At 42.1% G+C, this 25,224-nt stretch carries 25 protein-coding genes and 1 other annotated feature; of the genes, 11 read left to right on the forward strand and 14 right to left on the reverse strand.

What is annotated here, in order from left to right; all coding sequences use genetic code 11:
* Nucleotides 1–212: 212 nt before the first annotated feature.
* Nucleotides 213–875, forward strand: coding sequence for an expansin ExlX (gene exlX, locus ID12_RS15425; protein WP_175580636.1), 663 nt, complete (start codon nt 213–215; stop codon nt 873–875).
* 17 nt (nt 876–892) lie between these two features.
* Here the strand turns inward: exlX and ID12_RS15430 are convergent, their stop codons facing one another.
* Together ID12_RS15430 and ID12_RS15435 are read right to left on the reverse strand one after the other, a co-directional pair.
* Nucleotides 893–1,867, reverse strand: coding sequence for a GNAT family N-acetyltransferase (locus tag ID12_RS15430; RefSeq protein WP_035390739.1), 975 nt, complete (start codon nt 1,865–1,867; stop codon nt 893–895).
* Nucleotides 1,864–2,343 carry a GNAT family N-acetyltransferase gene (locus ID12_RS15435; protein ID WP_007501073.1) on the reverse strand — a complete coding sequence of 160 codons (480 nt, stop codon included), beginning with the start codon at nt 2,341–2,343 and terminating at the stop codon, nt 1,864–1,866. The genes ID12_RS15430 and ID12_RS15435 overlap by 4 nt, the downstream gene beginning before the upstream one ends.
* 281 nt (nt 2,344–2,624) lie before the next feature.
* On the opposite strand from ID12_RS15435, the gene ID12_RS15440 reads away from it, so the two are divergent.
* The 4 genes from ID12_RS15440 to ID12_RS15455 all read left to right on the forward strand — a co-directional run bounded on the left by ID12_RS15440 (nt 2,625) and on the right by ID12_RS15455 (nt 6,275).
* On the forward strand, nt 2,625–3,074 hold the full coding sequence (locus ID12_RS15440) for a YfmQ family protein (protein WP_024718948.1): 450 nt from the start codon (nt 2,625–2,627) through the stop codon (nt 3,072–3,074).
* A 141-nt stretch (nt 3,075–3,215) separates the two neighbouring features.
* Nucleotides 3,216–4,448 carry a DNA polymerase IV gene (locus ID12_RS15445; RefSeq protein WP_035390741.1) on the forward strand — a complete coding sequence of 411 codons (1,233 nt, stop codon included), beginning with the start codon at nt 3,216–3,218 and terminating at the stop codon, nt 4,446–4,448.
* A 15-nt stretch (nt 4,449–4,463) separates the two neighbouring features.
* On the forward strand, nt 4,464–4,808 hold the full coding sequence (locus ID12_RS15450) for a YolD-like family protein (protein ID WP_035390743.1): 345 nt from the start codon (nt 4,464–4,466) through the stop codon (nt 4,806–4,808).
* Between the two features lie 231 nt (nt 4,809–5,039).
* Nucleotides 5,040–6,275 (forward strand): MDR family MFS transporter, encoded by a 1,236-nt coding sequence (locus ID12_RS15455; RefSeq protein WP_035390745.1) that lies wholly within the window; start codon nt 5,040–5,042, stop codon nt 6,273–6,275.
* Between the two features lie 28 nt (nt 6,276–6,303).
* Here the strand turns inward: ID12_RS15455 and coaA are convergent, their stop codons facing one another.
* Nucleotides 6,304–7,263, reverse strand: coding sequence for a type I pantothenate kinase (coaA, locus tag ID12_RS15460; protein WP_008342294.1), 960 nt, complete (start codon nt 7,261–7,263; stop codon nt 6,304–6,306).
* Nucleotides 7,264–7,451: 188 nt separating this feature from the next.
* Here coaA and ID12_RS15465 point away from each other — a divergent pair, with 188 nt between their 5' ends.
* Nucleotides 7,452–8,780, forward strand: a complete 1,329-nt coding sequence (locus ID12_RS15465; protein ID WP_041091957.1) for a CoA-disulfide reductase — start codon at nt 7,452–7,454, stop codon at nt 8,778–8,780.
* An 8-nt stretch (nt 8,781–8,788) separates the two neighbouring features.
* Complete coding sequence (locus ID12_RS15470) at nt 8,789–9,211, forward strand: VOC family protein (protein ID WP_230680581.1); 423 nt, start codon at nt 8,789–8,791, stop codon at nt 9,209–9,211.
* Between the two features lie 16 nt (nt 9,212–9,227).
* On the opposite strand, the gene ID12_RS15475 is transcribed toward ID12_RS15470, so the two are convergent.
* Nucleotides 9,228–10,004: an SDR family NAD(P)-dependent oxidoreductase gene (locus ID12_RS15475; protein WP_007501086.1), complete on the reverse strand. Its 777-nt coding sequence runs from the start codon at nt 10,002–10,004 to the stop codon at nt 9,228–9,230.
* Nucleotides 10,005–10,967, reverse strand: coding sequence for an MBL fold metallo-hydrolase (locus tag ID12_RS15480; protein WP_041091953.1), 963 nt, complete (start codon nt 10,965–10,967; stop codon nt 10,005–10,007).
* A gap of 169 nt (nt 10,968–11,136) precedes the next feature.
* Nucleotides 11,137–11,348, forward strand: a binding site (T-box leader).
* A gap of 41 nt (nt 11,349–11,389) precedes the next feature.
* On the opposite strand from ID12_RS15480, the gene proC reads away from it, so the two are divergent.
* A complete protein-coding gene (gene proC, locus ID12_RS15485) occupies nt 11,390–12,217 on the forward strand; it encodes a pyrroline-5-carboxylate reductase (protein ID WP_008342285.1) in 828 nt (275 codons plus the stop codon).
* A 39-nt stretch (nt 12,218–12,256) separates the two neighbouring features.
* Here the strand turns inward: proC and ID12_RS15490 are convergent, their stop codons facing one another.
* A complete protein-coding gene (locus ID12_RS15490) occupies nt 12,257–12,748 on the reverse strand; it encodes a DinB family protein (RefSeq protein WP_050827378.1) in 492 nt (163 codons plus the stop codon).
* Nucleotides 12,749–12,862: 114 nt separating this feature from the next.
* Nucleotides 12,863–14,476, reverse strand: coding sequence for a M20/M25/M40 family metallo-hydrolase (locus ID12_RS15495; protein ID WP_050827380.1), 1,614 nt, complete (start codon nt 14,474–14,476; stop codon nt 12,863–12,865).
* A gap of 140 nt (nt 14,477–14,616) precedes the next feature.
* Here ID12_RS15495 and namA point away from each other — a divergent pair, with 140 nt between their 5' ends.
* Complete coding sequence (gene namA / locus ID12_RS15500) at nt 14,617–15,633, forward strand: NADPH dehydrogenase NamA (RefSeq protein ID WP_017367553.1); 1,017 nt, start codon at nt 14,617–14,619, stop codon at nt 15,631–15,633.
* A 119-nt stretch (nt 15,634–15,752) separates the two neighbouring features.
* The gene (locus ID12_RS15505) at nt 15,753–16,517 is read left to right on the forward strand and encodes an alpha/beta fold hydrolase (RefSeq protein ID WP_050827381.1); all 765 of its coding nucleotides are present in this window, start codon (nt 15,753–15,755) and stop codon (nt 16,515–16,517) included.
* Between the two features lie 44 nt (nt 16,518–16,561).
* Here the strand turns inward: ID12_RS15505 and ID12_RS15510 are convergent, their stop codons facing one another.
* Together ID12_RS15510 and rnz are read right to left on the reverse strand one after the other, a co-directional pair.
* A complete protein-coding gene (locus ID12_RS15510; protein ID WP_017367555.1) occupies nt 16,562–17,869 on the reverse strand; it encodes an aspartate aminotransferase type Ic in 1,308 nt (435 codons plus the stop codon).
* A 139-nt stretch (nt 17,870–18,008) separates the two neighbouring features.
* Nucleotides 18,009–18,938, reverse strand: a complete 930-nt coding sequence (gene rnz / locus ID12_RS15515; protein WP_035702824.1) for a ribonuclease Z — start codon at nt 18,936–18,938, stop codon at nt 18,009–18,011.
* Between the two features lie 222 nt (nt 18,939–19,160).
* Here rnz and zwf point away from each other — a divergent pair, with 222 nt between their 5' ends.
* A complete protein-coding gene (zwf, locus tag ID12_RS15520; protein ID WP_035390764.1) occupies nt 19,161–20,636 on the forward strand; it encodes a glucose-6-phosphate dehydrogenase in 1,476 nt (491 codons plus the stop codon).
* A gap of 50 nt (nt 20,637–20,686) precedes the next feature.
* Here the strand turns inward: zwf and ID12_RS15525 are convergent, their stop codons facing one another.
* The 5 genes from ID12_RS15525 to ID12_RS15545 all read right to left on the reverse strand — a co-directional run bounded on the left by ID12_RS15525 (nt 20,687) and on the right by ID12_RS15545 (nt 24,994).
* Complete coding sequence (locus tag ID12_RS15525; RefSeq protein ID WP_017357941.1) at nt 20,687–21,409, reverse strand: GntR family transcriptional regulator; 723 nt, start codon at nt 21,407–21,409, stop codon at nt 20,687–20,689.
* A gap of 175 nt (nt 21,410–21,584) precedes the next feature.
* The gene (locus tag ID12_RS15530; RefSeq protein ID WP_039165890.1) at nt 21,585–22,991 is read right to left on the reverse strand and encodes a glycoside hydrolase family 1 protein; all 1,407 of its coding nucleotides are present in this window, start codon (nt 22,989–22,991) and stop codon (nt 21,585–21,587) included.
* A complete protein-coding gene (gene celB, locus ID12_RS15535) occupies nt 22,975–24,321 on the reverse strand; it encodes a PTS cellobiose transporter subunit IIC (protein WP_007501108.1) in 1,347 nt (448 codons plus the stop codon). Before celB ends, ID12_RS15530 begins: the two co-directional genes overlap by 17 nt.
* A gap of 25 nt (nt 24,322–24,346) precedes the next feature.
* A complete protein-coding gene (locus tag ID12_RS15540) occupies nt 24,347–24,679 on the reverse strand; it encodes a PTS sugar transporter subunit IIA (protein WP_017357943.1) in 333 nt (110 codons plus the stop codon).
* Between the two features lie 3 nt (nt 24,680–24,682).
* Nucleotides 24,683–24,994 (reverse strand): PTS sugar transporter subunit IIB, encoded by a 312-nt coding sequence (locus tag ID12_RS15545; RefSeq protein ID WP_017367558.1) that lies wholly within the window; start codon nt 24,992–24,994, stop codon nt 24,683–24,685.
* Nucleotides 24,995–25,224 lie beyond the last annotated feature (230 nt).

Consider the following 25,224-nt stretch of genomic DNA (forward strand, 5'->3'; position numbering starts at 1 on the left):
CACCATAAAACATGACACACGACTAAATCCGAAAGTCATACTCTTTGAAATACACGCTCTTCTCACTAGGATTATATCTATCTATTGGCTCTTTCTGCATCCTGTTTTTTAGAATTATACTGATGACGCTATCAATTTTAAAAAGAAGAAACAGGAGGTTTTAGATCGTGAAAAAAAGATTATCTCTCTGCTTTATCGGGGCGCTGATATTGATGTTGAGTTTCACTATGCCAAACATGAAAGCGGCATCTATCCTTGATGAAGTACGAGAAAGCTATGCGACTTATACGGGATCTGGTTACTCAGGGGGCGCCGCTTTATTAGATCCTATTCCCTCTGACATGAAAATTACAGCTTTAAATCCCCATGACTATAACTATAAAGGGGTAAATGCGGCACTTGCAGGGGCTTACCTTGAAGTAACGGGGCCAAAAGGAAAAACCGTTGTGTATGTAACCGATAAATATCCAGAAGGAGCAAAAGGAGCTCTTGATCTTTCTCCTAATGCCTTTACCAAAATTGGCAATATGGAAGATGGGAAAATCCCGATTAGTTGGAAAATTATAAAAGCACCGATTAGCGGAAATGTAGCTTACAGAATAAAAGAAGGTAGCAGTGAGTGGTGGGCTGCGATTCAAGTGCGCAATCATAAATATCCGGTTATGAAAATGGAATATTACAAAGATGGAAAATGGGTGAACATGGAAAAGACAGACTACAACCATTTCCTTGGCTTTCATATGGGGTCTACATCTCTTCCTGTTCGAATCACAGATATCCGCGGGGTCATAGTAAAGGATCAATTACCCGCTCTTCCGTCTACTGCTGCTTCACAGGCCTATATTGTAAAAGGCAATGTTCAGTTTCCTAATTAACGAGATGAAGAGGCAGCTTATTTAAGAGCTTCCTCTCTTCCTTCTCTATCCCAGCGATATGCCTCATTTTCTATTTCTTTTATGATTTCATTCTTTCCTGCCATATAGCTTTGTATATCTTCCGGATACTGATTTGCTAATTGTTCCTTGACAGACGCATACGCTACAGCTCGTTCTGGGTGGACTCTTAAGTAATCTCGAAACAATAAATGTCTTTTCACATCAGGATGATTTCTTTCATACACATGGACATGATGCGTACGATTCAAGCCACCCTTTTGAAAAAAACGTCTCCCTTTTATACCATTTTCACCGAGCACTTCGTATCCAAGGTGTTCAAATCTCTCTTTTTTCCTATCAATCTCTTCTATATCGCTTACTTCTATTAATATATCTATAATTGGTTTGGCAACAAGTCCTGTAACTGACGTGCTGCCAATATGGTATCCTTCTATCCAGCTCTTTTGAATGATTTGCTTGAGTCGCTGCTTTTCTTGACGGAATTCTTCATGCCATTCTTTTTTGAATTCGACAACCTCAACCTTGCGTCGCGGTGTCCATTTCATTTTTGATAGGGTGAGCTCTTTTGCCACATGAATCACATTTGTTTCAAAAAACCCCAATTTTTCATATAGCCTTTTTGCAGGGGTGTTTTCTTGCCCTGTGGTCAGTTCTATCGGGACATTCTTCTCCATAATTGTCGACATAAGTCTTGTTCCAATACCCTGCTTTAGCGCTTTTGGATGCACAGCCAATCGACTAATGATCAAACAATCTTTCAGCTCTTCATAGGAGACTACACCTAATAAGAGATCATGTTGCTCAAAACCAATAAATTGCTCTTTTGCTTTCATGACATCTTGAATGGTCTCTTTTAATGGCGGAAGATCAGCATAGCCAATTTGTTCAGCTTCTTGTTGGTATGCAGCTAGTTGAATATGTAAGATCTGCTTTGCTACATCACTTATTGTGTGATCTAAATGTACAATCATTTCATTGCCTCCAGCTTCTTCACAAATAACACACGGTCTTCATGAATGCCATCGTAATCTGAAAAGACTGAGATGCCATCTACTGTTTTATCTCCCTTTTCTATCTGAAACCCGAGTTTTGTATGGTAAGCAATGGAGACTTTATTGATAGGAGCTGTGACAGCTTTAATGGTTGTTCTTCCTTCCTTTTCAGCCGCTTCATAAAAAGCTTGATAGAGGATTTTGCCTATCTTTAATTTACGGTGATCTGGGTGGACGCCAACAAAGTGAATATAGGCTTCATCCGAATGAGATTGCGATAAAAAGCCAACCAAAAAGCCGATCAGCTCTCCCTTTTCAACGACAACAAAACTTGTTTGCTGGAAATGTTCAAAAAAGAGCTTTGGCAATTTTGCACGCAAATCTCTGCCTCCCCACCAGCTTTGAATGACGGATGTGACTGCGTAAAAATCTGACGGTTTCACTTGACGTATCATGATGGCCTCGCCCCTTTTTCCATTTTGGCTTTCCTTTGATTCGTTTTTTCTCAAAAATGCGATTGTTTCAATAGTCTACTGTCTGATCAAATGGTTGTAAAGACAGTATGCCCGTCTTTTTCATGTTCACTTGTTGGTTCTTCGTCTTTCAGCCGTCATCTCCTTTTAAATCTTCACACTTATTTCAAAAAGTTCACTTTTTGTGCGAAAGTTTCATTCATTTGTTATGTTAAGATGGTTCATATAGGAAATGGTACAAATGTTTATTGGAGATGATGAGATTGGTTTGGGTTGTTATTTCGCTTGTTGTGTTTAGTCTTTTAAAGCTGCTTGTCACCTCTTTGCCTTCTGGTGTTGTTGAGCGCCTTTTTAGCCGCTACGCCGTACATGCTAAAGTAACAAGTGAGCAAACAAATATTACTTTTCAAGGTCGTTCGCTTGATGAGCAGCGAGCATCTGAAATCATTCAACATTTTAATGATGCGATCTTTATTGAACGCTATTATATTTACCCTGGTGATGAAGAGCGCTTTCTTCATCCGAATGAAGGGCCAGCGCCGCTTACTATGCAAACAAAGCATGGGAAACATGATGTCACCCTTTATCTATTCCATTATGATGACCATGTGGATGTGGTTCGGCAGTTTACACATAAGCCAAAGAAAAAGCTGATGGCTTATCGTCTGCGTTCTGAACCGCTCCAAACATTCCACAACATGGCACATGCCTAACAATCGTTGCAGCAGACGAGACGAAGTGTTCATCACTTCGTCTTTTTTGTATGGACAGCTTTTGAATGATTTACCAGTATGAATTTCACCTCATGTTGTTTACAATAGATACAGAACATACGTTCTAAGAGGTGAAGTACAATGAATGAACGAGCCATTCTGCTTGTGGATATGCAGTCATTTTATGCATCAGTTGAGAAGGTGGAGGCGCCTCATTTGGAGAATGTGCCGCTCATTGTCTCTGGAGATCCAGAACGAAGAAGCGGAGTCGTCCTGGCAGCCTGCCCTCTCGCGAAGAAACGTGGCGTACAAAATGCATCAAGGTTATGGGAAGCACAGGAGAAATGTCCTGAAGCAGTGGTCGTACGTCCACGTATGCAGCGCTATCTCGATGTCTCTGTCATGATTACAGAACTGCTTGAACAATACACAGACCTTGTCGAGCCATATTCCATTGATGAACAGTTTCTTGATATTACAGGCAGTCTTACACTATTCGGCTCTCCACATGAGATCGCTCAACATATACAAACAACGATTATGAACCAGACTGGCATTTACGCACGTGTGGGCATAGGCCCTAATAAAGTGCTCGCTAAAATGGCCTGTGACCATTTTGCCAAAAAAAACAGATCCGGCATCTATGAACTGAGTGCCGACCGGGTTGCCACTGATTTATGGCCGCTTCCCATTGGGAAATTATTTGGCGTCGGCAAACGAATGGAGCATCATTTGAAACGAATGGGCATCAGTACTATTGGCACACTTGCTACTTATCCGTTAGACCGATTAAAAAAACGCTGGGGAATCAATGGGGAGCTTCTGCAGCGAACAGCTTTAGGACACGATCCCTCTCCAGTCACTATTCACACACATGATCAACAAAAAGCCGTTGGGCATCATATGACCCTTCCCCGTGATTACGCATCTCTTGAGGAGATCAAAGTCGCTCTTCTTGAATTGAGTGAGGAAGTCGCTCGGCGGGCACGTTTTAAGCATTATCTCGGTCAAACAGTGTCTGTTGGTGTAAGAGGGGCTGATTTTTCACATCCAACAGGCTTTCATCGACAAATGAAGCTTCATTCACCGACACAGTATGGCTCAGATATTGCAGAGGCAGCGATTCAGCTATGCCAGCAGCACTGGGATGGTCAGCCCATTCGCAGTGTAGGCATTACCCTCTCACAGCTGCAGCCTGACAGCCACTATCAGCTGACTTTATTTGATCATCATTTGAAGAAAGATCAACTCAGCAAAGTATTTGATGAAATCCATCTGAAATATGGACCTGCGGCATTATTGCATGCTTCGTCACTGACAAGCGCAGGGCAGGCATATCACCGCGCCGAGAAAATTGGCGGGCATTACAAATAACGGAGGCGAACAAGCATGAATCCCAATAAATTAACACCTGGATACAACATCATGTGGGAATCAAGCCGAATGATGCTACCAGAGCACCGAGAGCAACTACTTGCTCAAAAACGAAAGAAAAAAGAATATACACCTCTACCGCTCAGCTCCGATCAGCTAGAGGAAATGAATGTTTTGATCACACAGTCGATTACCGAGGATCAAGCGATTTGCGTGACATATGTCTCATCAGGCATGAAAGCACAGTTTTGGGGCTGGGTGAAAGCCATTCATTATGAAACACGCCGAATGAAAATCGTGAATGACGAAGATGTGCTAGACCTTTCCTTACATCAAATTATCGCCATCGACCTCAATTGATTTTCGCAAAACGAAAACATGATCATTGAAAAACACGCTTCGTTTTTCTGAAAAAATTATGATCCATCAAGGCTTAAAACCTTGAAAACGAGGCATATGCTCTTCGAATGAACGGAACGGTTCAAGCTTCTCTGTCATTTGACGGATGACTCCTCCATCAAATTGTGTATTTAATTTGCACAATTTTTCATGTATGATTGGAACATCTTACAAACTCAGGGGAGACACAGCATGAAAAATAACTTACGCACTTTACATCCACTTAGTTGGACGATCATCATCGGCACGATATTTGGCCGAATGGCGACATCCATGAGCATTCCCTTTTTAGCCGTTTATTTGACACAAGTCAAAGGCGCCTCAGCCTCTTCAGCTGGATTGATCATTGCCGTCAGCTCTCTTATTGGGATTGTTGCGAGTTTTTACGGCGGCTATGTTTCCGACCGAATCGGCAGAAAAAAGGTCATGCTTTTATCCATCTTTGGCTGGACACTTGTCTTTGTTGGCTTCGCGTTTGCAGATGCCATTTGGGTCTTCTTTTTTATGAATGCTTTAAATGGACTGTGCCGGGCGCTGTTTGAACCAACGTCTAAAGCACTCTTATCCGATGTCACCCCATCGAGCATTCGGTTGTTTGTCTTTAACTTACGGTATACGGCCATTAACATTGGTGTCATTTTCGGCCCGCTGCTTGGCTTATATCTCGGGTCATCAAAAACGACTTTTCCATTTCTCGTCGCTGCCCTCATTTACTTGTTGTACGGGTTAACGCTGGCATGGCAATTTCAAAAGCATCCAGTGGCTGCTCCAGAAAGTACCAAACAAATCGGCGTCAAAAAAGCTCTTTCCATTATTCAGAAAGATACGGTCTTTAGCATCATCCTCATTGGCGTTACTTTATGTTCATTTGGCTATTCACACCTAAGCTCAACACTGCCTCAATATTTATCGGCATCCCCTATGATTGAGGATGGCCCTAAACTGTTTGGGTATCTTTTATCCTTAAACGCAGTGGTTGTCATTGTCGTTCAGTACCCGCTGATTATGATCGCTAAGCGCTATTCAACGATTTTGTCGTTAACGACTGGGAACGTGCTTCTAGCAGGCAGTTTGTTTGCCATTGCTTTTTCACAAAGTCTCGGTACGCTTGCTTTCATCATTGTCGTGTTTACGATTGGTGAAGTGCTGCTCTTTGCGATGATGGATCTGTTTGTAGACAATATTGCAAAACCTGAAGTGAAAGGGTCATACTTCGGCGCAATGGGGTTTTCTCAGCTCGGCAGCGTCGTCGGACCGTTTGTCGGAGGATTGTGTATTGACTTATTTGGCGCAGCCCATCCCCTTTCTATTTTTTCAGTCTTGGCGATTGTCACCGCTGCAGGCGTTCCATTTTTACTCATCGGATACTACCGCCTAAAAAAACGAACGGCGGCTGCCGTGGCTGTGAAAGTAAGAGGAGGTCATTAAAAAACCGCTCTCAATTGAGCGGTTTTCTTTATACCCTGCGGATGGCGATCTCTTCCACCTTATGCTGATCGCCTTTTTTTAAAATCAAATCGGCTCTATATTTTGTCGGCAAAATATTTTCATATAAATTTGGCCGGTTCACTGTATTCCAAATCGTGCTTGCCATCTGATCTGCTTCTTCATCCGTCAAATCTTTGTATTGATGAAAGAAGGATTCAGGGTCTTGGAAGGCTGTTTCCCGCAGCAAACGGAACCGTTCTTTATACCAGCATTGAATTTGCGTCTCAGCGGCATCTACATAAATCGAAAAATCGAAGTAATCTGATACAAACACGCGCGGCTCATCCTTCAGATCATCCAGTGCCGGTGATTGCAACACATTGATCCCTTCAATGATGACAATATCTGCATCTTCTACTGTTTCATACACCCCTTCAAGACGGTCATAGGTCAGATGTGAATATACAGGTGCATGCACAGTTTGTTTCCCTGATTTTAATTCATTTAAAAACGAAAGTAGCGCTTTAACATCATAGCTTTCCGGGAAGCCTTTCTTTTCCATCAGCCCCCGATCTTTTAACTCTTTTTGAGGATACAAAAAGCCGTCCGTTGTTACGAGACTCACCTTCAGCCCATCTCCAAGCCTAGATAAAAGCGTTTCAATAATACGTGCTGTCGTGCTTTTTCCGACGGCCACACTTCCTGCAATCCCGATTAAAAAGGGGATTTTCGCATGATGCGGGTAGTTTAAAAAAGCATTGACATGCTGATTTTTTTGTTTTTCTGCAAAGACATGTAATGTCAGAAACCGAATAAGCGGTATGTAAATATCTCGAACTTCTTCTAGCGATAAGTAGTCGTTTAATCCTTGAAGTGCTCTCACTTCTTCTTCTGAAACAGATACCGGCATATATTCTCCAAGAGCGGCCCATGCCTCTCTCGTATGGCGTGTATATAATGTATTAAAATCTAGTCGTTCGTCACCCAAAGTCTTTCCCACCAATCTAAACTAAACTCATAACCAAAAAGACGATAATCCGATTGTAGCTTAAAATGAAGGCGCTGTCTTTATTTTTCAACGAAAGTTTGCTTCTTTTGCGAAAAAAAAGCATTAAATAAAGGAAAATGAGGGTAAATAAGAGTATTCAGTTTGATAGATAGAAGGGAGCACACCAAATGAAATATGTGATGATTGGCGGAGATGCAGCAGGAATGAGCTGCGCTATGCAAATATATAGAGAGGATCCAGACGCGCAAATTGTAGCTTTTGAAAAAGGAGAGATTTTCTCATATGGACAGTGCGGACTCCCCTACTTGATCGGCGGTCTCATTGATCATCACAGAAAACTCATCGCACGCAGCGCTGAAACTTTTCGTGACAAATACGGAATTGATGCCAGATGCTTACACGAAGTGATCTCAATTGACCCGGAGCAAAAAACAGTATCGGGTATTCATTCTAAAACAAAAGAACCCTTTACAGAAACGTATGACCGCCTGTTAATTGCGACAGGAGCAAGCCCCGTCACACTTGATCTAGACAGCCATTCATTAGAAGGTGTCCACGTATTAAAAACAATCCCGCATGCGCTGTCTATTTTAGACAATCTAAAAAAAGACGTCACACATATCACGATTATCGGCGGAGGATATATCGGTTTAGAAATGGCAGAAAATTTAAAAGGGCTAGGCAAAGACGTTCATATCATTCAGCGGGGTGCAACACTTGGCCCAGGCTTTGATCCCGATATGGCAAAATATCTGAAAGAAGAAGCGGACAATCAAGGCATTCAAGTAGTACTTGGTGAAACAGTGCAAAAGTTAAAGGGCAAGAGACATGTAACAGCTGTTCAAACAGACAAACAGACCATTGAAACAGATATGGTCATCATTGCCGTTGGCGTCACTCCGCAAACATCCTTTTTAGACAGCACAGGAATTCAGCGACTTCAAAATGGTGCAATTGTTGTGAATGAATACATGCAGACCAATGTACAAGATATCTATGCGGCGGGTGACTGCGCAGCAACCTACCACCGTATCAAAAAGGAACTGGACTATATTCCGCTCGGTACGACAGCAAATAAACAAGGAAGAATCGCAGGCTTTCATATGACAGGAACAAACCGTGCGTTTCAAGGTGTAACCGGCACAGCGGTGATGAAATTTATGGACGTGACAGCAGGGCGAACAGGTTTATCAGAGAAAGAAGCAAAAGACGCGGGCCTTCCTTTCTCCACCATCACCATCGACAGCACTGACCACGCTGGATATTACCCAAATGCAGAGAAGATGAAAGTGAAACTGATTTACAGAAGCGATGATCACACCTTGCTTGGCGCACAAATCATCGGTAAAGAAGGTGTTGATAAACGAATTGATGTCATGGCAACTGCTCTTTATCAAGGGCTGACTGTGACAGACCTTGAAGATTTAGATATTAGCTATGCCCCTCCTTTTAACAGTGTATGGGACCCACTTCAGCAAGCGGCAAGACGAATATAGAAAAAGGAGTGAAGCCATTGACCATTCAACAAATTGCTACTATTGAAATTCCTGTGACTAATATCCCCCGGGCTGTCTCTTGGTATGAACAGATTTTAGAGATGATCGTTCTACATCAATCAGAAGAAGCCGCCATGCTCACTTTTACTCATGGCGAGGGACCTTCTTTTTATCTCGTCAAAACAAAACACGAGAAACGAATCTACTTTATGAACTCTTTTACAGGAGTTCGGCATAGTATGATCGATTTATTTGTGAAGGATTTAAAAAACTTTCACCAGTATTTAAGCGAGCATGAAGTGACTGTATCGGATATTCAAATATTAGCTGACCCAGACTTAGGCGGTTTTAGCTTTGAAGATGTTGATGGCAATGTCTTTGGCGTCACCAATATCAAGCCCCATCAAACAAAAAAAGAAACCAGCCTGTGACCGGTTTCTTTTTTTGTTATTTTTTCATCATCGCTTTACGTGCTGCTTTTTCAAATAAAAACGGGAATAATTGATACAACTTACTGCCAGCATTCATCCATCCTGGTAAATTAATCTCTCTTTTTTTCGTCATCATGGCGGATACGACCTTCCCTGCTACCTTGTCAGCACTGAGCATCATAAAATCAACATTTTTCACATATTCACCACTGCGGTCTGCAATGGTAAAGAAGTCTGTGGCAATCGGTCCTGGATTGACGGTTGTGACATGAATTCCGCTGTCTGCCAGCTCCATTCTGAGGCTGTTTGAAAATCCGAGAACCGCATGCTTTGATGCGGAATAGATGGCGGATTTAGGGGTGGCAATTTTGCCTGCCTGTGACGCAATATTGATAATATGTCCCTTCCCTCTTTGTTTCATCTCAGGAAGGACCTTTTTTGTGCAGGCAATTAAACCAAAGACATTGACCTCAAACATCGACACCATTTCCTCAATGGATGCGTCCTCGACGAGATCGAACACACCAAAGCCGGCATTGTTCACCAAAATATCAACAGCACCCACTTGTTGATAGGCTTGATCAATGTCCTCAAGCTGACTGACATCAAGCTGAACGATGTGACATACGCCGCCAGCACTTATAATCTTTTCTTTTACACCTGTGAGCTTTTCAATTCGTCTTGCCGACACAATGATTTCTGCTCCTTCGGCTGCTGCCAAGTACGCCATCTTTTCACCAATACCGCCTGAAGCACCTGTAATCCATATTCTCTTTCCTGTTAGTCGCCCCATTTATTTCACTCCTTCAATTGCTCGATAGTAGAGGGTTCCGTCTTTTTGCACTTCTTCAATATGTCCAGCCGCTAAAAGCACATCAAGCTGCCCGACTGTCTCAGACATTGTCAGAAATAATGCTTCTTCATACAGGCCTGGAAATAAGGTGCGACAAAGATGAAAGGCGGTCATTTCCTTTCGTTGAAGCAGCTGATACATCGTATTTGCCCGTTTTTCCTGTTTTTTAAATCTTTCTTCGATCAATTCGTGATGAGAGGTAATGAGCTGGCCATGCCCTGGATAAATCGTCTGAATGGGCAAATGCAATAAACGCTTGAGTGATGCTTTATATTGAAGCAGCGATTTTTGACGTTCTGTTCCTTTCACCGGTGCTTCCATTAACGGATTGGAAGAAATGGTCGTAAGCAGCAGATCACCGCCGATGAAATTCCCTGTTGTTTCATCTAAAAAAGAAAGATGAGATTGTGCATGTCCTGGGGTCTCCAGCACTTGGAAATGCTCATGTCCCTTCAAACGATCACCTTCTTTTATGACGTCATCGACATGTGCCGTACATGAATATGTATAGGACTGCCTCACCATTCTTTCACACTCACCTTGACGAAGCGGGACACCTAACTGCTGAAAAAAATCATTCATAAAATGGATTTGACGCTGTTTAAACGCTGCATCCTGACTAATATAGGGCTCATTCAACTCGTGTCCGATGACACGGACATGAGGTTTCATCAGATCTAAAAGACCGACATGATCTGCATGATGATGTGTCAAAACCACTTGATCAATATCATCTATTGATAAATGATGTTCCTTTAATTGCGTGACAAAGGCATGCTGCGCCTCTTGTGTCATCGGTCCGCAATCGACTAAGGTCACGGCATCGCCTTTTAATACATATGCATGGACATCCCCAACCGCAAACGGTGTGGGGATGGATAATTGAATCATTTCTTCTTTCACTTTTAAACGTCATCTCCTGATTTTTGTCTCATAGATCATCTGAACTCACTCTTCTTTATTCATTGTATCTTGCAAAGGGCAGACTGTCATGCGGTTTAGATGGTCAATTTTTTTATCTCTCCCTATTGACACAAACTTGTCCATCGTTGCATAATGAACAACAAATATAAGATGCGCGATGACAAGGATTAGTAAGCAAAATAATGATGCAAGAGAGTGAGGTCCGCCGGCTGTAAGACTTCACCATCCTCTTATTTGCTGAACCTGCCCTTTGAGCTGTTAGGCAAACCTAAACGTTTCCCGCGTTAAGGGACTAGAGCTGAGTATGTATGATTGCATGCTAATTGAGGGTGGTACCGCGAAAAACCTTTCGTCCTTTGCAGACGAGAGGTTTTTTTATTTTCTACAAGGAGGAGCAGCTTATGAGTAAAATTGGATTTATTGGTGCAGGCTCGATGGCCGAGTCTATGATTAAAGGTCTTTTAAAGAGCGGCATTATGTCAAATGAAGATATCATTGTCACAAATAAAACAAATGAAAAACGATTAGAAGAATTACATGCACGTTATGGAGTCAAAACAGATTTCGCTCGTTCCTTTATTTATGAAGAAGCCGATATGCTGGTGTTTGCTTTAAAACCAAAAGATGCGGAAAGTGGCATTTCTGAAGTAAGGCCCCATTTAAATGGACAGCTGATTATTTCTATTTTAGCGGGCATTTCTATTGAAACCATTCAGCATTATGCTGGCGCAAAAACGGCGGTGGTTCGTGCCATGCCAAATACATCAGCGGCCATACAACAATCAGCTACTGGCATTGCTGTCAGTGATGAAGTCACAGAGGCGCAAAAGGAAAAAGCAGTTCAGCTGTTTGAAACGATCGGTCATGTGACGGTTTTAGATGAATCACAGCTGAATGCGGTCACAGCCATTGCCGGCAGCGGTCCTGCCTTTATTTATCATTTGATTGAAGGAATGGAGCGAGGTGCATCGGAACTTGGGATGGACCAAGAGACAGCGAAATTGCTCATTTGTCAAATGATTGCAGGCGCTGCAAATATGCTTCAGGATAGCGGTAAGGAACCTGCTGAATTGCGCAAAGAAATTACGAGCGAAGGTGGAACGACAGAAGCAGGACTTAATACCCTTGCTTCCTATCAATTTGAAGAAGCGATTGTCGATTGTGTGAAAACAGCGACAAAACGCGCAGCAGAATTAAACGACATGTTTTCAGCGAGTACGTATAAGTAAGTGAGTGAGAAAAGCACCTGCCTTGATGACAGGTGCTTTTCATCTATCACTCGATGCTCTCATGGACATGATGGCTTTGATTTGATCGAGGTGATGAATTTCATGTAAAGCAATGGTTTCAGCTAAAATTTGGACTGTCATCATCCCTTCTTCAGGATGGAGACCTGAAAAATCCCATGTATCCTTTTCTAATCGCTGTAGTGTTTTGTTTCTGCTCACTTTTAAGCGCTCGATCAATGCACTGACCTCTTGTGCGGTATACGTTTCATAAGCTCTTCCCTTCACATATATCTCTGGATCATATGATGCGAAAAGCGTGTGCTCATTTGATATTGCCTGCTCTATCCGCTCTGACCAGACTTCTTCTGTATCATACAAATGTCCAACAATTTGTTTAATCGACCACTTGCCTTCCCCAAAAGATTCATCTAATGTAGCCTCATCACATGTCCATACTAACTCCTCAAGCTTACGCAAACTCTCATGAAGTGATCTCATGATCTCTGTTTTTGTTAGTACTCCTGTTTTCACTCTCACAATCCCCCTTCAAATATATGTAAGTATTATTCTATATCATACTCTATTTCTTTAGACAGAAGGTGATTGATATCAAGAAAAGCCCTATCATGACGATAGAGCTTTCACTTAATTCTTTTCTAATAAAGCATGAATTGTTGATTGTAAGAGCGACGGCAAAACGCCAAAAGAGAATGGGACATGCAGCCGTTCTGTCCATTTGTGCGCATCCTTTCCTAATGGACCAACGTTGATGACAGGAACGTTAAGAGCTTCTTTTTCTCCTTGTGGTAACGAGTAGCCTTTTTGGTATAGCGGCATGTTGGCTGTATAATCGTCTATATCTTGATTTTCAAGCTGTAAGTAGCTTAAATCAGATAAACCAGGAAAATATTTGACTTCTTCTACTTCGATTCCATAGATCTCTTTTGCTTCTCTTTGAATCTTCTTTAAGGTCTTTTGAATATGCAGATCGTTTGTTGAAGAAACAGATGGGTAAAATGGCGGACTATAAAACAACACAATCAGTGCTCCATCTTCCTTACAAAGGGTCGTCAGTTCTGATACAATTTTGGTTGAAAAATCACGATCCCCTAGCTCACCCCGGTTGGCAAAGGCGTAGTTGACAATTCGCTCGACCTCCTGCTTGCCGGATCGTTCAGCAGCTTTTTCGTACAGCTCATGATACGTTAACACCGTGATGTTTGTATCGATGGGTGTAAAATGTTTAAAGCGTTGAAATGCAGCGGTTTTCTGTTTGAGATTGGCTTCGATTTGGGCTGCTGCTTGTTTCGCAGTTTCATAGAGGAGCCCGTGAAGCTCTTCACTAGAGCGGTTCATCATCAGCACATTAAATAAAGAAACAGCCGTGTGAGGCGTTTGAACAGAGTAAGCTTCTTTCAAATCCTTTTGCATCAAATTGGTCGGAGGCGGTGTCACTTCACCATCTACTTCCTCACAATAATCACTATTCAGTTCTAACAGCCTGTTTAATTCAGATACCATAAAATTTGCATTTAATCCTGAGAAGGGCTCACCTACATGTGTTTCAATTCCTTTGCAGAAAAATCCCGCAAGTACCTTCCCTATACTACCTGTATAGATGTATTGGTGCGCATCCCCGGGATACTTTTCAAACATCGGCTCACTGTTTAAACACGCGGTATACTCAAGGTCATACTTCTGCTTGAGCTCCTTTAGTTTCGGAACAGCCTCCAGCATTCCCTGTGAATTCACTTCTTCATCTGGCACTGTGACGAGCAGAATATTTCCTTCAAACCTCCCCGCCATCGCTCTTTCTAGCATGGAAAGCTGGACAGTCAGGCCTGCTTTCATATCCATGGACCCTCGTCCAAACAGCCAGTCACCTGAAGCTAAATCCTCTCTTGCCCTTTTTGGAAGAAGTGCACTTTTTTGAGAAAAGGACGCCATTAACTCTTCGGGCTTACACGCCATATTTTGAAATTCTCCGTAATCCTCTGTATCGACGACATCAAAATGACTGAGGAGTAAAACAGTACGTGGCAGCGTACTTCGTTTGACAAGTGCCGTTAAAAAATACCGGCCATCTTTCATTGGATGCAAAGCCAAGTGATCAGGATGCTGCTCAAAATATGGACGCTCCCTCAGCAAGTAATATAAATATTCCGCTAATGCGACTTCTCCCGTTGTACCAGATATGCTTTCATACTGCATAAGAGCTGTGAGTAGCTCCTTTAGTTCACTTTCCGTTTGCCATTTCATCCGTTTATCCCCCTTTGATGTCCATATCTTTCATTATACAAAATCATGTTCAAAAGCTATATGGTTTGAGCACCTTTTATGACGAATGTTTGAATGGCTGTTATAATCGGCTATACCATTCTATGAGGAGGCGAAGGTAATTGGAAACAAAGCTTTTTTCACCTTGGACATTAAAAGGTGTCACACTCAAAAACCGCATCGTCATGTCCCCGATGTGTATGTATTCATCCTATGACCGTGATGGAAAATTACAGCCTTTCCACTTTGCACATTATATTTCCCGTGCGCAAGGTCAGGCCGGATTAATTATGGTCGAGGCAAGTGCTGTTTCACCTGAGGGAAGAATTAGTGATCAGGACCTCGGAATTTGGAGTGATGAGCACATTGAAGGGTTTGCCTCATTAAACGAACAAATCAAAGCGTACGGAACAAAAACGGCCATCCAGCTAGCCCATGCAGGACGCAAGGCTGAGCTAGATGGTGACATTCTTGCTCCATCCAGCATTCCATTTGACGAGCAATCTAAAACACCTCTTGAGATGTCTATCGATCAAATAAAAGACACAGTTCAGGCGTTTCAAGATGCCGCTGTCCGCGCCAAGAAAGCTGGATTTGACATCATTGAGATTCATGGTGCGCATGGCTATTTGATTAACGAATTTCTCTCACCGCTTGCCAATCACCGGACAGATGAATATGGCGGTTCACCAGAAAATCGTTATCGCTTCTTGAGAGAAGTGGTTGATGCAGTCAATGAAGTGTGGGATGGACCATTATTTGTCCGTGTATCCGCTTCTGATTACACAACAAAAGGACTAGATATTGCAGATTATATTGGCATTGCCGCATGGCTGAAAGAGCAAGGAGTCGATCTAATTGATGTGAGCTCAGGTGCTGTGGTGCAAGCCAGTATTAACACATTCCCCGGCTACCAAGTCACCTTTGCTGAGAAAATAAGAGAAGGTGCCGGCATCCAAACAGCCGCTGTCGGTATGATCACATCTGGTATACAGGCCGAAGAAATTTTACAAAATCAGCGTGCTGACTTGATCTTTATCGGCAGAGAATTTTTACGGGATCCGTATTTCCCAAAAACAGCCGCTAAAGAGCTTCGTACATCCATCGAAAGCCCGCGCCAATACGATCGTGCTTGGTAACATCTTTAAGCAAAAAGGTGTCTATTTTTTGAAATAGGCATCTTTTTTGTTTTTAAGAGAAACATCTTTGCCTTTTGTGCCGTCTTTTAGCTAAAGAACCACTTAGAGGAGATGGAAGAATGAACTCGGCATTGATTGAAAGAACGTATCATATAGATGGACATCACTTTTATACAAGGCATCGTCAAGGGAAAAAGGAAGCCACCATTATTTTTGAAGCAGGATATGGAATTTCAGGCGATACGTGGGCGAATATCGCTCGTGATATTGACCCAGAGCTTGGTGTTTTCTTATATGACCGTTTAGGTAATGGAAAAAGCAGTGAAAGCAAGGAAGGAAGAACTTTGCATGATCTTGCGGATGATTTAGATACACTTTTACATCAAGCCAATATTCAGCCGCCATTTCTCATTGTGGCGCACTCATTTGGCTCTCTTGTCAGCCGCTTATGGGCAAGCCGCAGAAAAGAAGATGTTATCGGTATGGTCCTTCTAGACCCAGCAAGTGAGCAGCAAGAGCAGGTCATTCTGCCGCTCTTATCAAAGGAAGAACGCACTTCATATATGGCGCAATTCACAGCAGAATGTACACATGAGGACTTTGAGCAAATGCTGCGTACGATCAAAGAGGAGCAAACGCATTATGGGATGATGCCCCTTCTTGTCATTTCATCAGGCAAAAGCCGCTTGTTTCATCCAGCACATGAAGCTTGGCTCAGGCTCCATAAACGAATGCTCACATTGTCATCCCAAAGCGGATGGATTCAGGCGCAGAACAGCTCGCACTATATTCATCACGATGAACCACATATTGTGCAGCTTGCGATTTATGATGTATGGTGTGCAGCAAAACAGCCTGCCACTTATTATCAAACAGCCAACTAAAAACAAAAACTCCTTGACCGGACATCAGTCAAGGAGTTTTTTCATTATACCGTTGGTGCTGATTGACTTTTCTCAGACAGCAGCTTTTCAATGCTGACAAGCTGAACGCATAACGTAAAGATGTCAATCGCCTGCTCTAGTTCTTCAAGCGTTGGGAACGTTGGCGCAATACGGATGTTACGATCAAGCGGGTCGTTTCCATAAGGATATGTCGCCCCTGCACCTGTTAGTGTCACACCGGCTTCTTTCGCTTTTTGCACAACAGCTTTTGCACAATGATCGAGTGTATTTAAGCTAATAAAATATCCGCCATTTGGTTTGTGCCACTCAGCGATGCCTGTTCCACCAAGCTTTTCATCAAGGATCGAAAGAACGAGGTCAAATTTCGGCTTAATAATCGCTGCATGCTTTTTCATATGTTCCTTCAATCCTTCTGGATTCTTGAAGAAACGAAGGTGTCTTAATTGATTGATTTTATCTGGCCCAATGGTTTGAACTGATAACTGTTTTTGAATAAAGCTGACGTTGTCCTGACTAGATGCCATCAGTGCAACACCCGAGCCTGGGAACGTAATTTTAGAAGTAGAGGCGAACATAAACACACGGTTTGCATGTCCTGCTTTGTCTACTGCTTGAAAAATATCTTTTAACGTATCAGGCGTATCTGTTAGATGGTGGACTGCATAGGCATCATCCCAAAAAATACGGAAGTCGTCTGCTTTTGTCTGCATGGAAGCAAGACGGTCGACAACCTCATCTGAATACGTAATGCCGTCAGGGTTGCTATATTTCGGTACACACCAAATCCCTTTGATGGCTTCATCTTCTGCAACCAATTTTTCTACCTGATCCATGTCAGGTCCATCCGACTTCATATCTACCGTAATCATCTCTATGTTAAAATGCTCACAAATGGCAAAATGACGATCATACCCTGGGCTTGGTGCTAGGAATTTTACCTTTGGAAGCTTGCCCCAAGGTGTTTTGCTGCCATATACGCCGTGAGTCATGGCACGGGCAATTGTGTCATGCATCATATTCAGGCTAGAATTACCGCCAATGATGATTTGTTCTGGCTTCAGATTGAGCACACTTGCAAAAAATTTCTTTGTTTCAGGAAGGCCTGTCAAGCCGCCATAGTTTCGCACATCTGTACCATCCTCAGCTGTCATTGCATCCTTTGATGTCACGACATCGAGCATGCCCATAGATAAATCGAGCTGTTTTGGTGAAGGTTTCCCTCTAGACATGTCTAAGTGTAAGTTTTTACTTTTGTACGTTTCATACTCTTTTTGTCGTGCTGCATATAGGTCATTTAATTCTGCTTCACTTAACGCTGTAAAACCGCTCATCTTTGATTGTGCCTCCCGTATTCTTCATAGTGTAATTCGTCATTTGTTTTTTCTTCACCATTTTACCACTACCTGAAAAAGAGCGTCATCATAAATATCAAAAAAATCACACAACTATTTTTGACGATTCATCCAATTTTTACAGGGTACGGTCAATAGGAAAAGAAAAGAAATCATGTGCAGCTTCAGTCAGCGGGAATATATCGCGGGCTTCTTTGAGTAATTGTTTCATTGACTCTTCCCCTTGGTACCGTGCACTAATATGGGTCAAAATCAGTCTTTTTGCGCCTGCTTCCTGCGCTGTTTTTGCTGCCTGTTCTGTCGTACTGTGATAATAATTATAGGCTAGTTCTGCATCTTCTTTCCCAAATGTTGCTTCATGGACTAACACATCCGCATTCTTGGCAAGCCTTGTTATATTCTCGCACAAACGGGTATCTCCTGAAAATGCAACGATTCTCCCTTTTTTAGGGGGTTCCAAATAATCGGTTCCATCAATCATTCTTCCATCTTCGAGTGTAACGGTTTCCCCATTTTTCAACTTCTGATACAAAGGTCCAGGTTTTACACCGATTTTTTTTAGGTCTTCGGCTTTTAGTGCACCGGGTACATCTTTTTCCACGACCCGATAACCGTAAGCTGGGATCCCATGAGACACTCGTTTTGCTTCTACTTGAAAGGTATCATCTTCAAAAACGATCCCTTCCTCTATTTCTATGATATGCAGCGGATAAGTCAAATGCGTTTGCGTCGCTGAAAGTGCCGCGTTTACAAAAGCTTTAATGCCGCTTGGACCATATATCGTCAATTTATCCTCTCCGCCTTGAAAGGACCTGCTGCCAAGCAGACCCGGGAGACCATATACATGATCACCGTGCATATGCGTGATAAAGATCTTCTCAATTTTTCTTGGTTTAATCGTTGTATGTAATATTTGATGCTGCGTCGCTTCTCCGCAATCAAAAAGCCACACGGCTTTTCTCTCTTCTAAAAGCTTCAGCGCAGTGCAAGTGACGTTTCTTGTTTTTGCAGGAATGCCTGCACCTGTTCCTAAAAAGAGCAGTTCCATTACGATTTCCTCCTACAGCCGGTATACAATCTCTTCATTCATATAGAATACATGAAGACAGGATAAATGTGAATTCAGCGGAATTTTTGAAAAAAGTCAAACTTGGGCAGAAAAAGTCGAATCAAATGTTTGCTTTACGAACAATGAACCTTTAAAATAAAGAAAATGTACATACATTCTCGGTTTTTACAACAATGCTACGAATAAAGTGAGGTACTTTTCGTGAATACAGAAACTAACTATCCAAAAGCAGTCATTGTCATCTTTGGCGCAACAGGAGACCTTGCAAAACGCAAGCTCTACCCTTCTATACATAGACTTTATCATAGCGGAAAGCTTGGAGATCAATTCGCTGTTGTAGGTGTTGGACGTCGTCCTTGGTCTCATGAAGACCTAAGAGCTGTGGTAAAAGAATCGGTCTCTTCTGATGATGCAGAAGCAAAAGCAGAGGAATTTATTTCTCATTTCTATTACCATGACTTTGATGTCTCAAGCCCTGCTTCCTATCAAGCACTGAACACACTTCTTTCTGGTCTTGAAGATACATACAGTATCCCAAATAACCGGATGTTCTATTTAGCGATGGCACCGGAATTCTTCGGAACCATTGCGAAGTTTTTAAAAAGTGAAGGCGTATCAGAAACGACTGGATGGTCTCGACTTGTCATTGAAAAACCGTTTGGTCATGACCTCCCTAGTGCCAAAACATTAAATGAAGAGATCCGAGATGCATTTACAGAGGATCAAATTTATCGTATTGACCACTACCTCGGTAAACAGATGGTGCAAAACATTGAGGTGATTCGTTTTGCGAATGCGATCTTTGAACCGCTTTGGACAAACCGCTATATTTCAAACATTCAAATCACATCGAGTGAATCATTAGGCGTCGAAGACCGTGCGAGATATTACGAGAGTTCTGGTGCACTGAGAGATATGGTACAAAACCATATGCTTCAAATGGTTGCACTACTAGCCATGGAGCCGCCGATTAAGCTCAATACAGAGGAAATCCGTAGCGAAAAACGGAAAGCATTGCGTGCGCTTCGTCCTTTCTCGAAAGATGAAGTGGATCAATTCTTTGTCCGCGGACAGTATGATGCAGGAACGATTGATGGCAATATGGTTCCTTCCTATCTTGAAGAGCAAAATGTGGACCCAAACTCCAACACAGAAACATTCGTTGCAGGGAAACTTCTCATCGATAACTTTAGATGGGCCGGGGTACCATTTTACATTCGTACAGGAAAACGTCTAGAAAAGAAATCCACTCAAATCGTGGTGCAATTTAAAGACATTCCGATGAACCTGTACTATGGAAACGGGAATTCCATGCATCCAAACTTACTTGTGATTCACATTCAGCCAGACGAAGGCATTACCCTTCACCTGAATGCTCGCAAGCTTGATGGCGGAACGTATGCTAAACCAATTAAGCTGGACTATCAAACAAATTACAACGACATCATGAATACACCAGAAGCGTATGAAAAGCTGATTCATGACTGTTTGCTAGGTGACGCAACAAACTTTGCCCACTGGGATGAAGTGGCACTGTCTTGGAACTTTGTTGATCCAATTTCAAAAAAATGGGCTGAAACCAAAACGTTAAAACCAAATTACCCTGCTGGTTCTATGGGACCAAAAGAAGCAGATCAGCTTCTTGAAAAAGATGGATATCACTGGTGGAATATATAAAATCAACGAAAAAAGAGCAGTCTCCCGATTGAGGGGGTTCTGCTCTTTTTTTAAAGTCGTGTTTTCGTAATTTCAACCGTTGAAAAATCAAATTTATCATAGCGATGATGGCTAAAGGAATATTCAAACGGCCGGCCTGTGTTTAAATAAGCCACCTGCTCCACTTCTAGCACCGGATCCGTAGGGTCACAACCTAAATATTGCTGATCAAGCTGATCTGATTTAGCCGCTCTAATTTTTTTGTGCGCTCCTGCCACTTTTAAATGAAGTGTGTTTGTAATGTAGCTATAGATAGACCCCAATAAAACCTCTTCATCTATTCCCTTAATGACATTGACAGGCATAAAGGTTTTTTCTAATACATATGGCTCTTCTTCTACCAAACGGAGCCGAATAATGTCATAGACAGGTGTGCTTGAGTCAATGGATAAATGAGCTGCCACCTCTTCACTTGGAAAATGCACATCAAAGCGAATGATTTGGCTCGTCACGTTTTTATCTGCCATCACTTTCGTGAACCCTTTATTTTCATGACCTGATACGTTGATCGCACCTTGATTTAGTGCTGCCTTCACAATAAATGTGCCATGACCTCTTTTTCTAAAGAGCAGACCTTCCGCCACTAAAAGATCGAGCGCACGCTTCATCGTCATTCTGCTGCATTTAAATTCAGCGGCAAGCGAGTTTTCATCTGGAATGGGTTGATCTTCTGGATAATATGCTGTTCCTATTCTTTTTCTAATTTCTTCTGAAATGAGTTCGTATTTTGTCATCTCACACCACCAACTGACTTGTTTTTTCATATCCTATTATAGCGCTTTCTAGCCTTCCTCTCATTCTACACTAAGCCTAGTGCGCTTAAAAGGTTCGAGCCACTTTCATTTCACCCCTTTCATCTTTACATAAGAAAAATACTTGCCCTTTTCAAGGAAAGAGCAAGTATCTTGATTAGAAACCATTATTCTCTGAAACCGATTGAAACCAATAGCCACTTTTTTTGATGGTACGTTTCCCGTCTTCCTCAAGGTCCACTGAGACAAATCCATAGCGATTTTTATAGGCATTCGACCATGACCAATTATCCATAAACGTCCACAGATGATAGCCTTTTACATGACTTCCTTCTTGAATGGCTTGATGCACCCATTTAAGATGCTCAGAAATAAAATCAATGCGGTAATCGTCATGAATCATTCCTTCTTCATCCTGAAACCGCTCTTCTCCTTCGACACCCATTCCATTTTCAGAAATAAAGCATTCAATATTCCCATAGTCTGTCTGGACTTTTTTCAATATATCGTAAATACCCTTTTCATAGATTTCCCAGCCGCGGTACACATTCATTTTTCTGCCCGGCATTTCAAAAGAATCAAAATAATGATCTGGCATAAATGGTGCATCAGGGTGAGGCATATGTTCCTTTGCTTTCACTCTTCTTGGCTGATAATAGTTGATGCCGAGAAGGTCGATCGTGTTCTCTTGAATGAGTTCAAGGTCTCCTTCCTCCATAGCCGGCATCAATCCTTCTTTCTTTAACACGTCCACTAGCTTTTCAGGGAAATGTCCTTTCACTGCTGGATCTAGGAAGGACCGGTTAAAGAAGGCGTCAGCCATCTCAGCTGCTTCGACATCCCGCGGATTCTGGCTTCGTGGATACGAAGGAGTAAGGTTCAGGATAATGCCTATTTTCCCATCCTGCTTCATCTCTTTATAAGCCGCAATGGCCTTAGCATTTGATAAAATCTCATGAAATCCAACTTGCACTGCCTTTTGGAAATCAACTTCGTTTGGATAATGGAAGCTATACATATATCCACCCTCTACAGGGACAATCGGCTCATTATGGGTAAACCATTTTTTCACCCGGTCGCCAAATAGCTGAAAACACAATGTCGCATAGCTGACATAATCGTCTACGACCTGCCTGTTTACCCATCCTCCCGTCTCCTGAAGCGCCATTGGCATATCAAAATGATACAAGTTCACAAACGGTTCAATGTCACTCGCTATCAGTTCATTGATCACATCATTGTAAAAAGCCACAGCTTCTTCATTAACAGCCCCTTTTCCCTCAGGTAAAAGGCGTGACCATGAAATAGATAGACGAAACGAGTTGTGCCCAATCTCCTTCATGAGGCGGATATCCTCTTTGTATTTACGATAAAATTGCGAGGTCACACCTGGACCGACGCCCTGAAAAAAACGATTCGGCTCTTTTTCAAACCAGTGATCCCAAATGTTCGGTCCCTTTCCATCTCCTGGATAACTGCCTTCTGTTTGCGTAGCAGAGGCAGAAGATCCCCACCAGAAACCTTCTGGAAATGTATATGATTGACTGTTAGTTTCCATCGACATGTATTGAGTCTCCTTCACCTTTGATGTTTGTTTGTTTCGTTTTTTCTGTCGTGACTATTTTTTCATTTTTCACATTCATACGATCAATAAATTTTAGGAACGGGAACCAAATAACAAACACAATCATTAAATTAAACAGCTGAAGCAGACCGCCCGCTAATGAATTTGTTGCCATGACTCCGCTAATAAAGATCGGTACTGTCCATGGAATATTCACGCCTGTCGGAGGCGGCACAATACCTGCGGCCATCGCAAAATAAGAAATACAAGTAATCACCATTGGCGCCAAAATCCATGGAATGAGAATAAGCGGGTTCATCACAATCGGTAAACCGAAGATAATGGGTTCATTGACGTTAAATAAACCTGGTCCTAAGCCGAGCTTTGCTACTTGTTTCAATTGCTTACTTTTAAGAAAAATTAAAATCGTAAACACAACAGCTAGCGTCATACCGGTTCCACCCATACCCACTGTATAGATTTCGATAAACTGCTTGCTAATGATGTTCGGAACCTCACCTGTTTTTGTGTAGCTTTCTAGATTTTGAATGGACAATGTATTCCAAATCGGGTCCATGACAGAGTTGATAATAATTTGGCCGTGGAGCCCAAAGAACCAAAGAATTTGTATAAAGAAAATAGCGATCAAGGTCGGAATGATACCGCTTCCAAGTCCGACAAGCGGCGCCTGAATCGCATTGTAAATCAAGTCATGCATGTTGGTTTTGAACCCTTGTGTAATGATGATATTGATCAGTAGAAAGGTTGTGAGTGTCAAAGTAGCCGGGATGAGTGCAGCAAAAGACTTAGAAACAGCTGGCGGAACCCCTTGCGGCATATTGATGACAAATTTCTTTTGGACAAAATAGCGATAAATTTCAGCAGACAAAAAGCCTGTGATCATTCCAAGGAACATTCCCTTTGCGCCCAAACGATCGACTGGGATGACGCCTGCAATGGATGCACCGCCCTCTTGTTCTAGTAAAAATGGCGTAAGGAGCAGAAAAGAGGCTAAAGCGATCACACCGCCAAAGACAGCTTCCACATCATAGCTTTTCGATAAATAGTAGCCAATCCCAAATACAACAAACACACTCATAATGCTGATGGTCGCACTAGGTGCAATATTCAGTGCAGACTGAACACCTTCCAGTGCTGTTTGACTCATGATCTTATCTAAAAATGGCAAATTCATTAATACGACCATGATGGAACCAAAAATCGTTAATGGGAACGCAAGCATAAAGGCATCCCTTAATACACCTAGATAGCGATTGTTGTTCAATCTCCCAGCAATCGGAACCAAAATCGCACTTATTTTATCAAACATTGGTTTCCCCCCTTGTTTACACCCTTTATTGTTTCAATGATTGCAATATCGGTAAGAGCTCTCCCACAAGCTCTTTTATTGTCATCGTTGACATGAAATGATCTTCGGCATGCATGAGCAGCAAGGAGAATGAAATCGTTTCTCCGCTTGCCTCTTGCTGTACCATTTGAAAATGAATATCATGTGCATTCCGCAAGTCATCTTCCGCTTCTTTGAGAAGGTCAGATGCTACTGTTTCATGACCTTCTCTGAATTGTTTAAGAGATTGAAGCAATTTGCTTCGTGCATTTCCGCTGTGTAAGATCAATTGAAAACTGATTTGTTCTTCCGTGAGTCCTTCGAGCGTTTTCTTTTCCATCCTTTAAGATTCCCCCATCAATGAAACCGCTTGTTCATACGCTTTTTGTCCATCTGCTAGCCCATACGCCTGCATATCGATGACCTCTACTTCAATCCCATATTTTTGAGCTTCTTTTTGAAGATCCCCTTTTAAAAAGCTCATTTGCGGTCCAATTAATACAACATCGGCATGTGCCATTTCTTTTTTCGCTTGGTCTTGTCCGACTGCCCAAATCTCTGCTTCTTCCCCTATAGACTCAGCATGTGCCTTCATCTTTGTGACTAGTAAACTCGTAGACATACCAGAACTGCATGCTAATAAAATACGTTTCATTTCTCTCACCCCATTGTTGTAATAAAAGCGCTTCCAGTTAATATTATATATTTTTATTTTTAAATGTCTAGACATTTAATTATATATGTCTGTATTTTATTTTAAAAATGACCGTATCAATACTCACAACAAGCTTTCAGAACAAAAAAGATCTCATCCAGATATGAACGAGAGCCCTTTTCTTTTAAAAAATACTCTCCGAATGAACCATAAAGTAGCTTCTTCTTCAG

Source organism: Bacillus altitudinis (assembly GCF_001191605.1).
Lineage (GTDB): Bacteria > Bacillota > Bacilli > Bacillales > Bacillaceae > Bacillus > Bacillus altitudinis.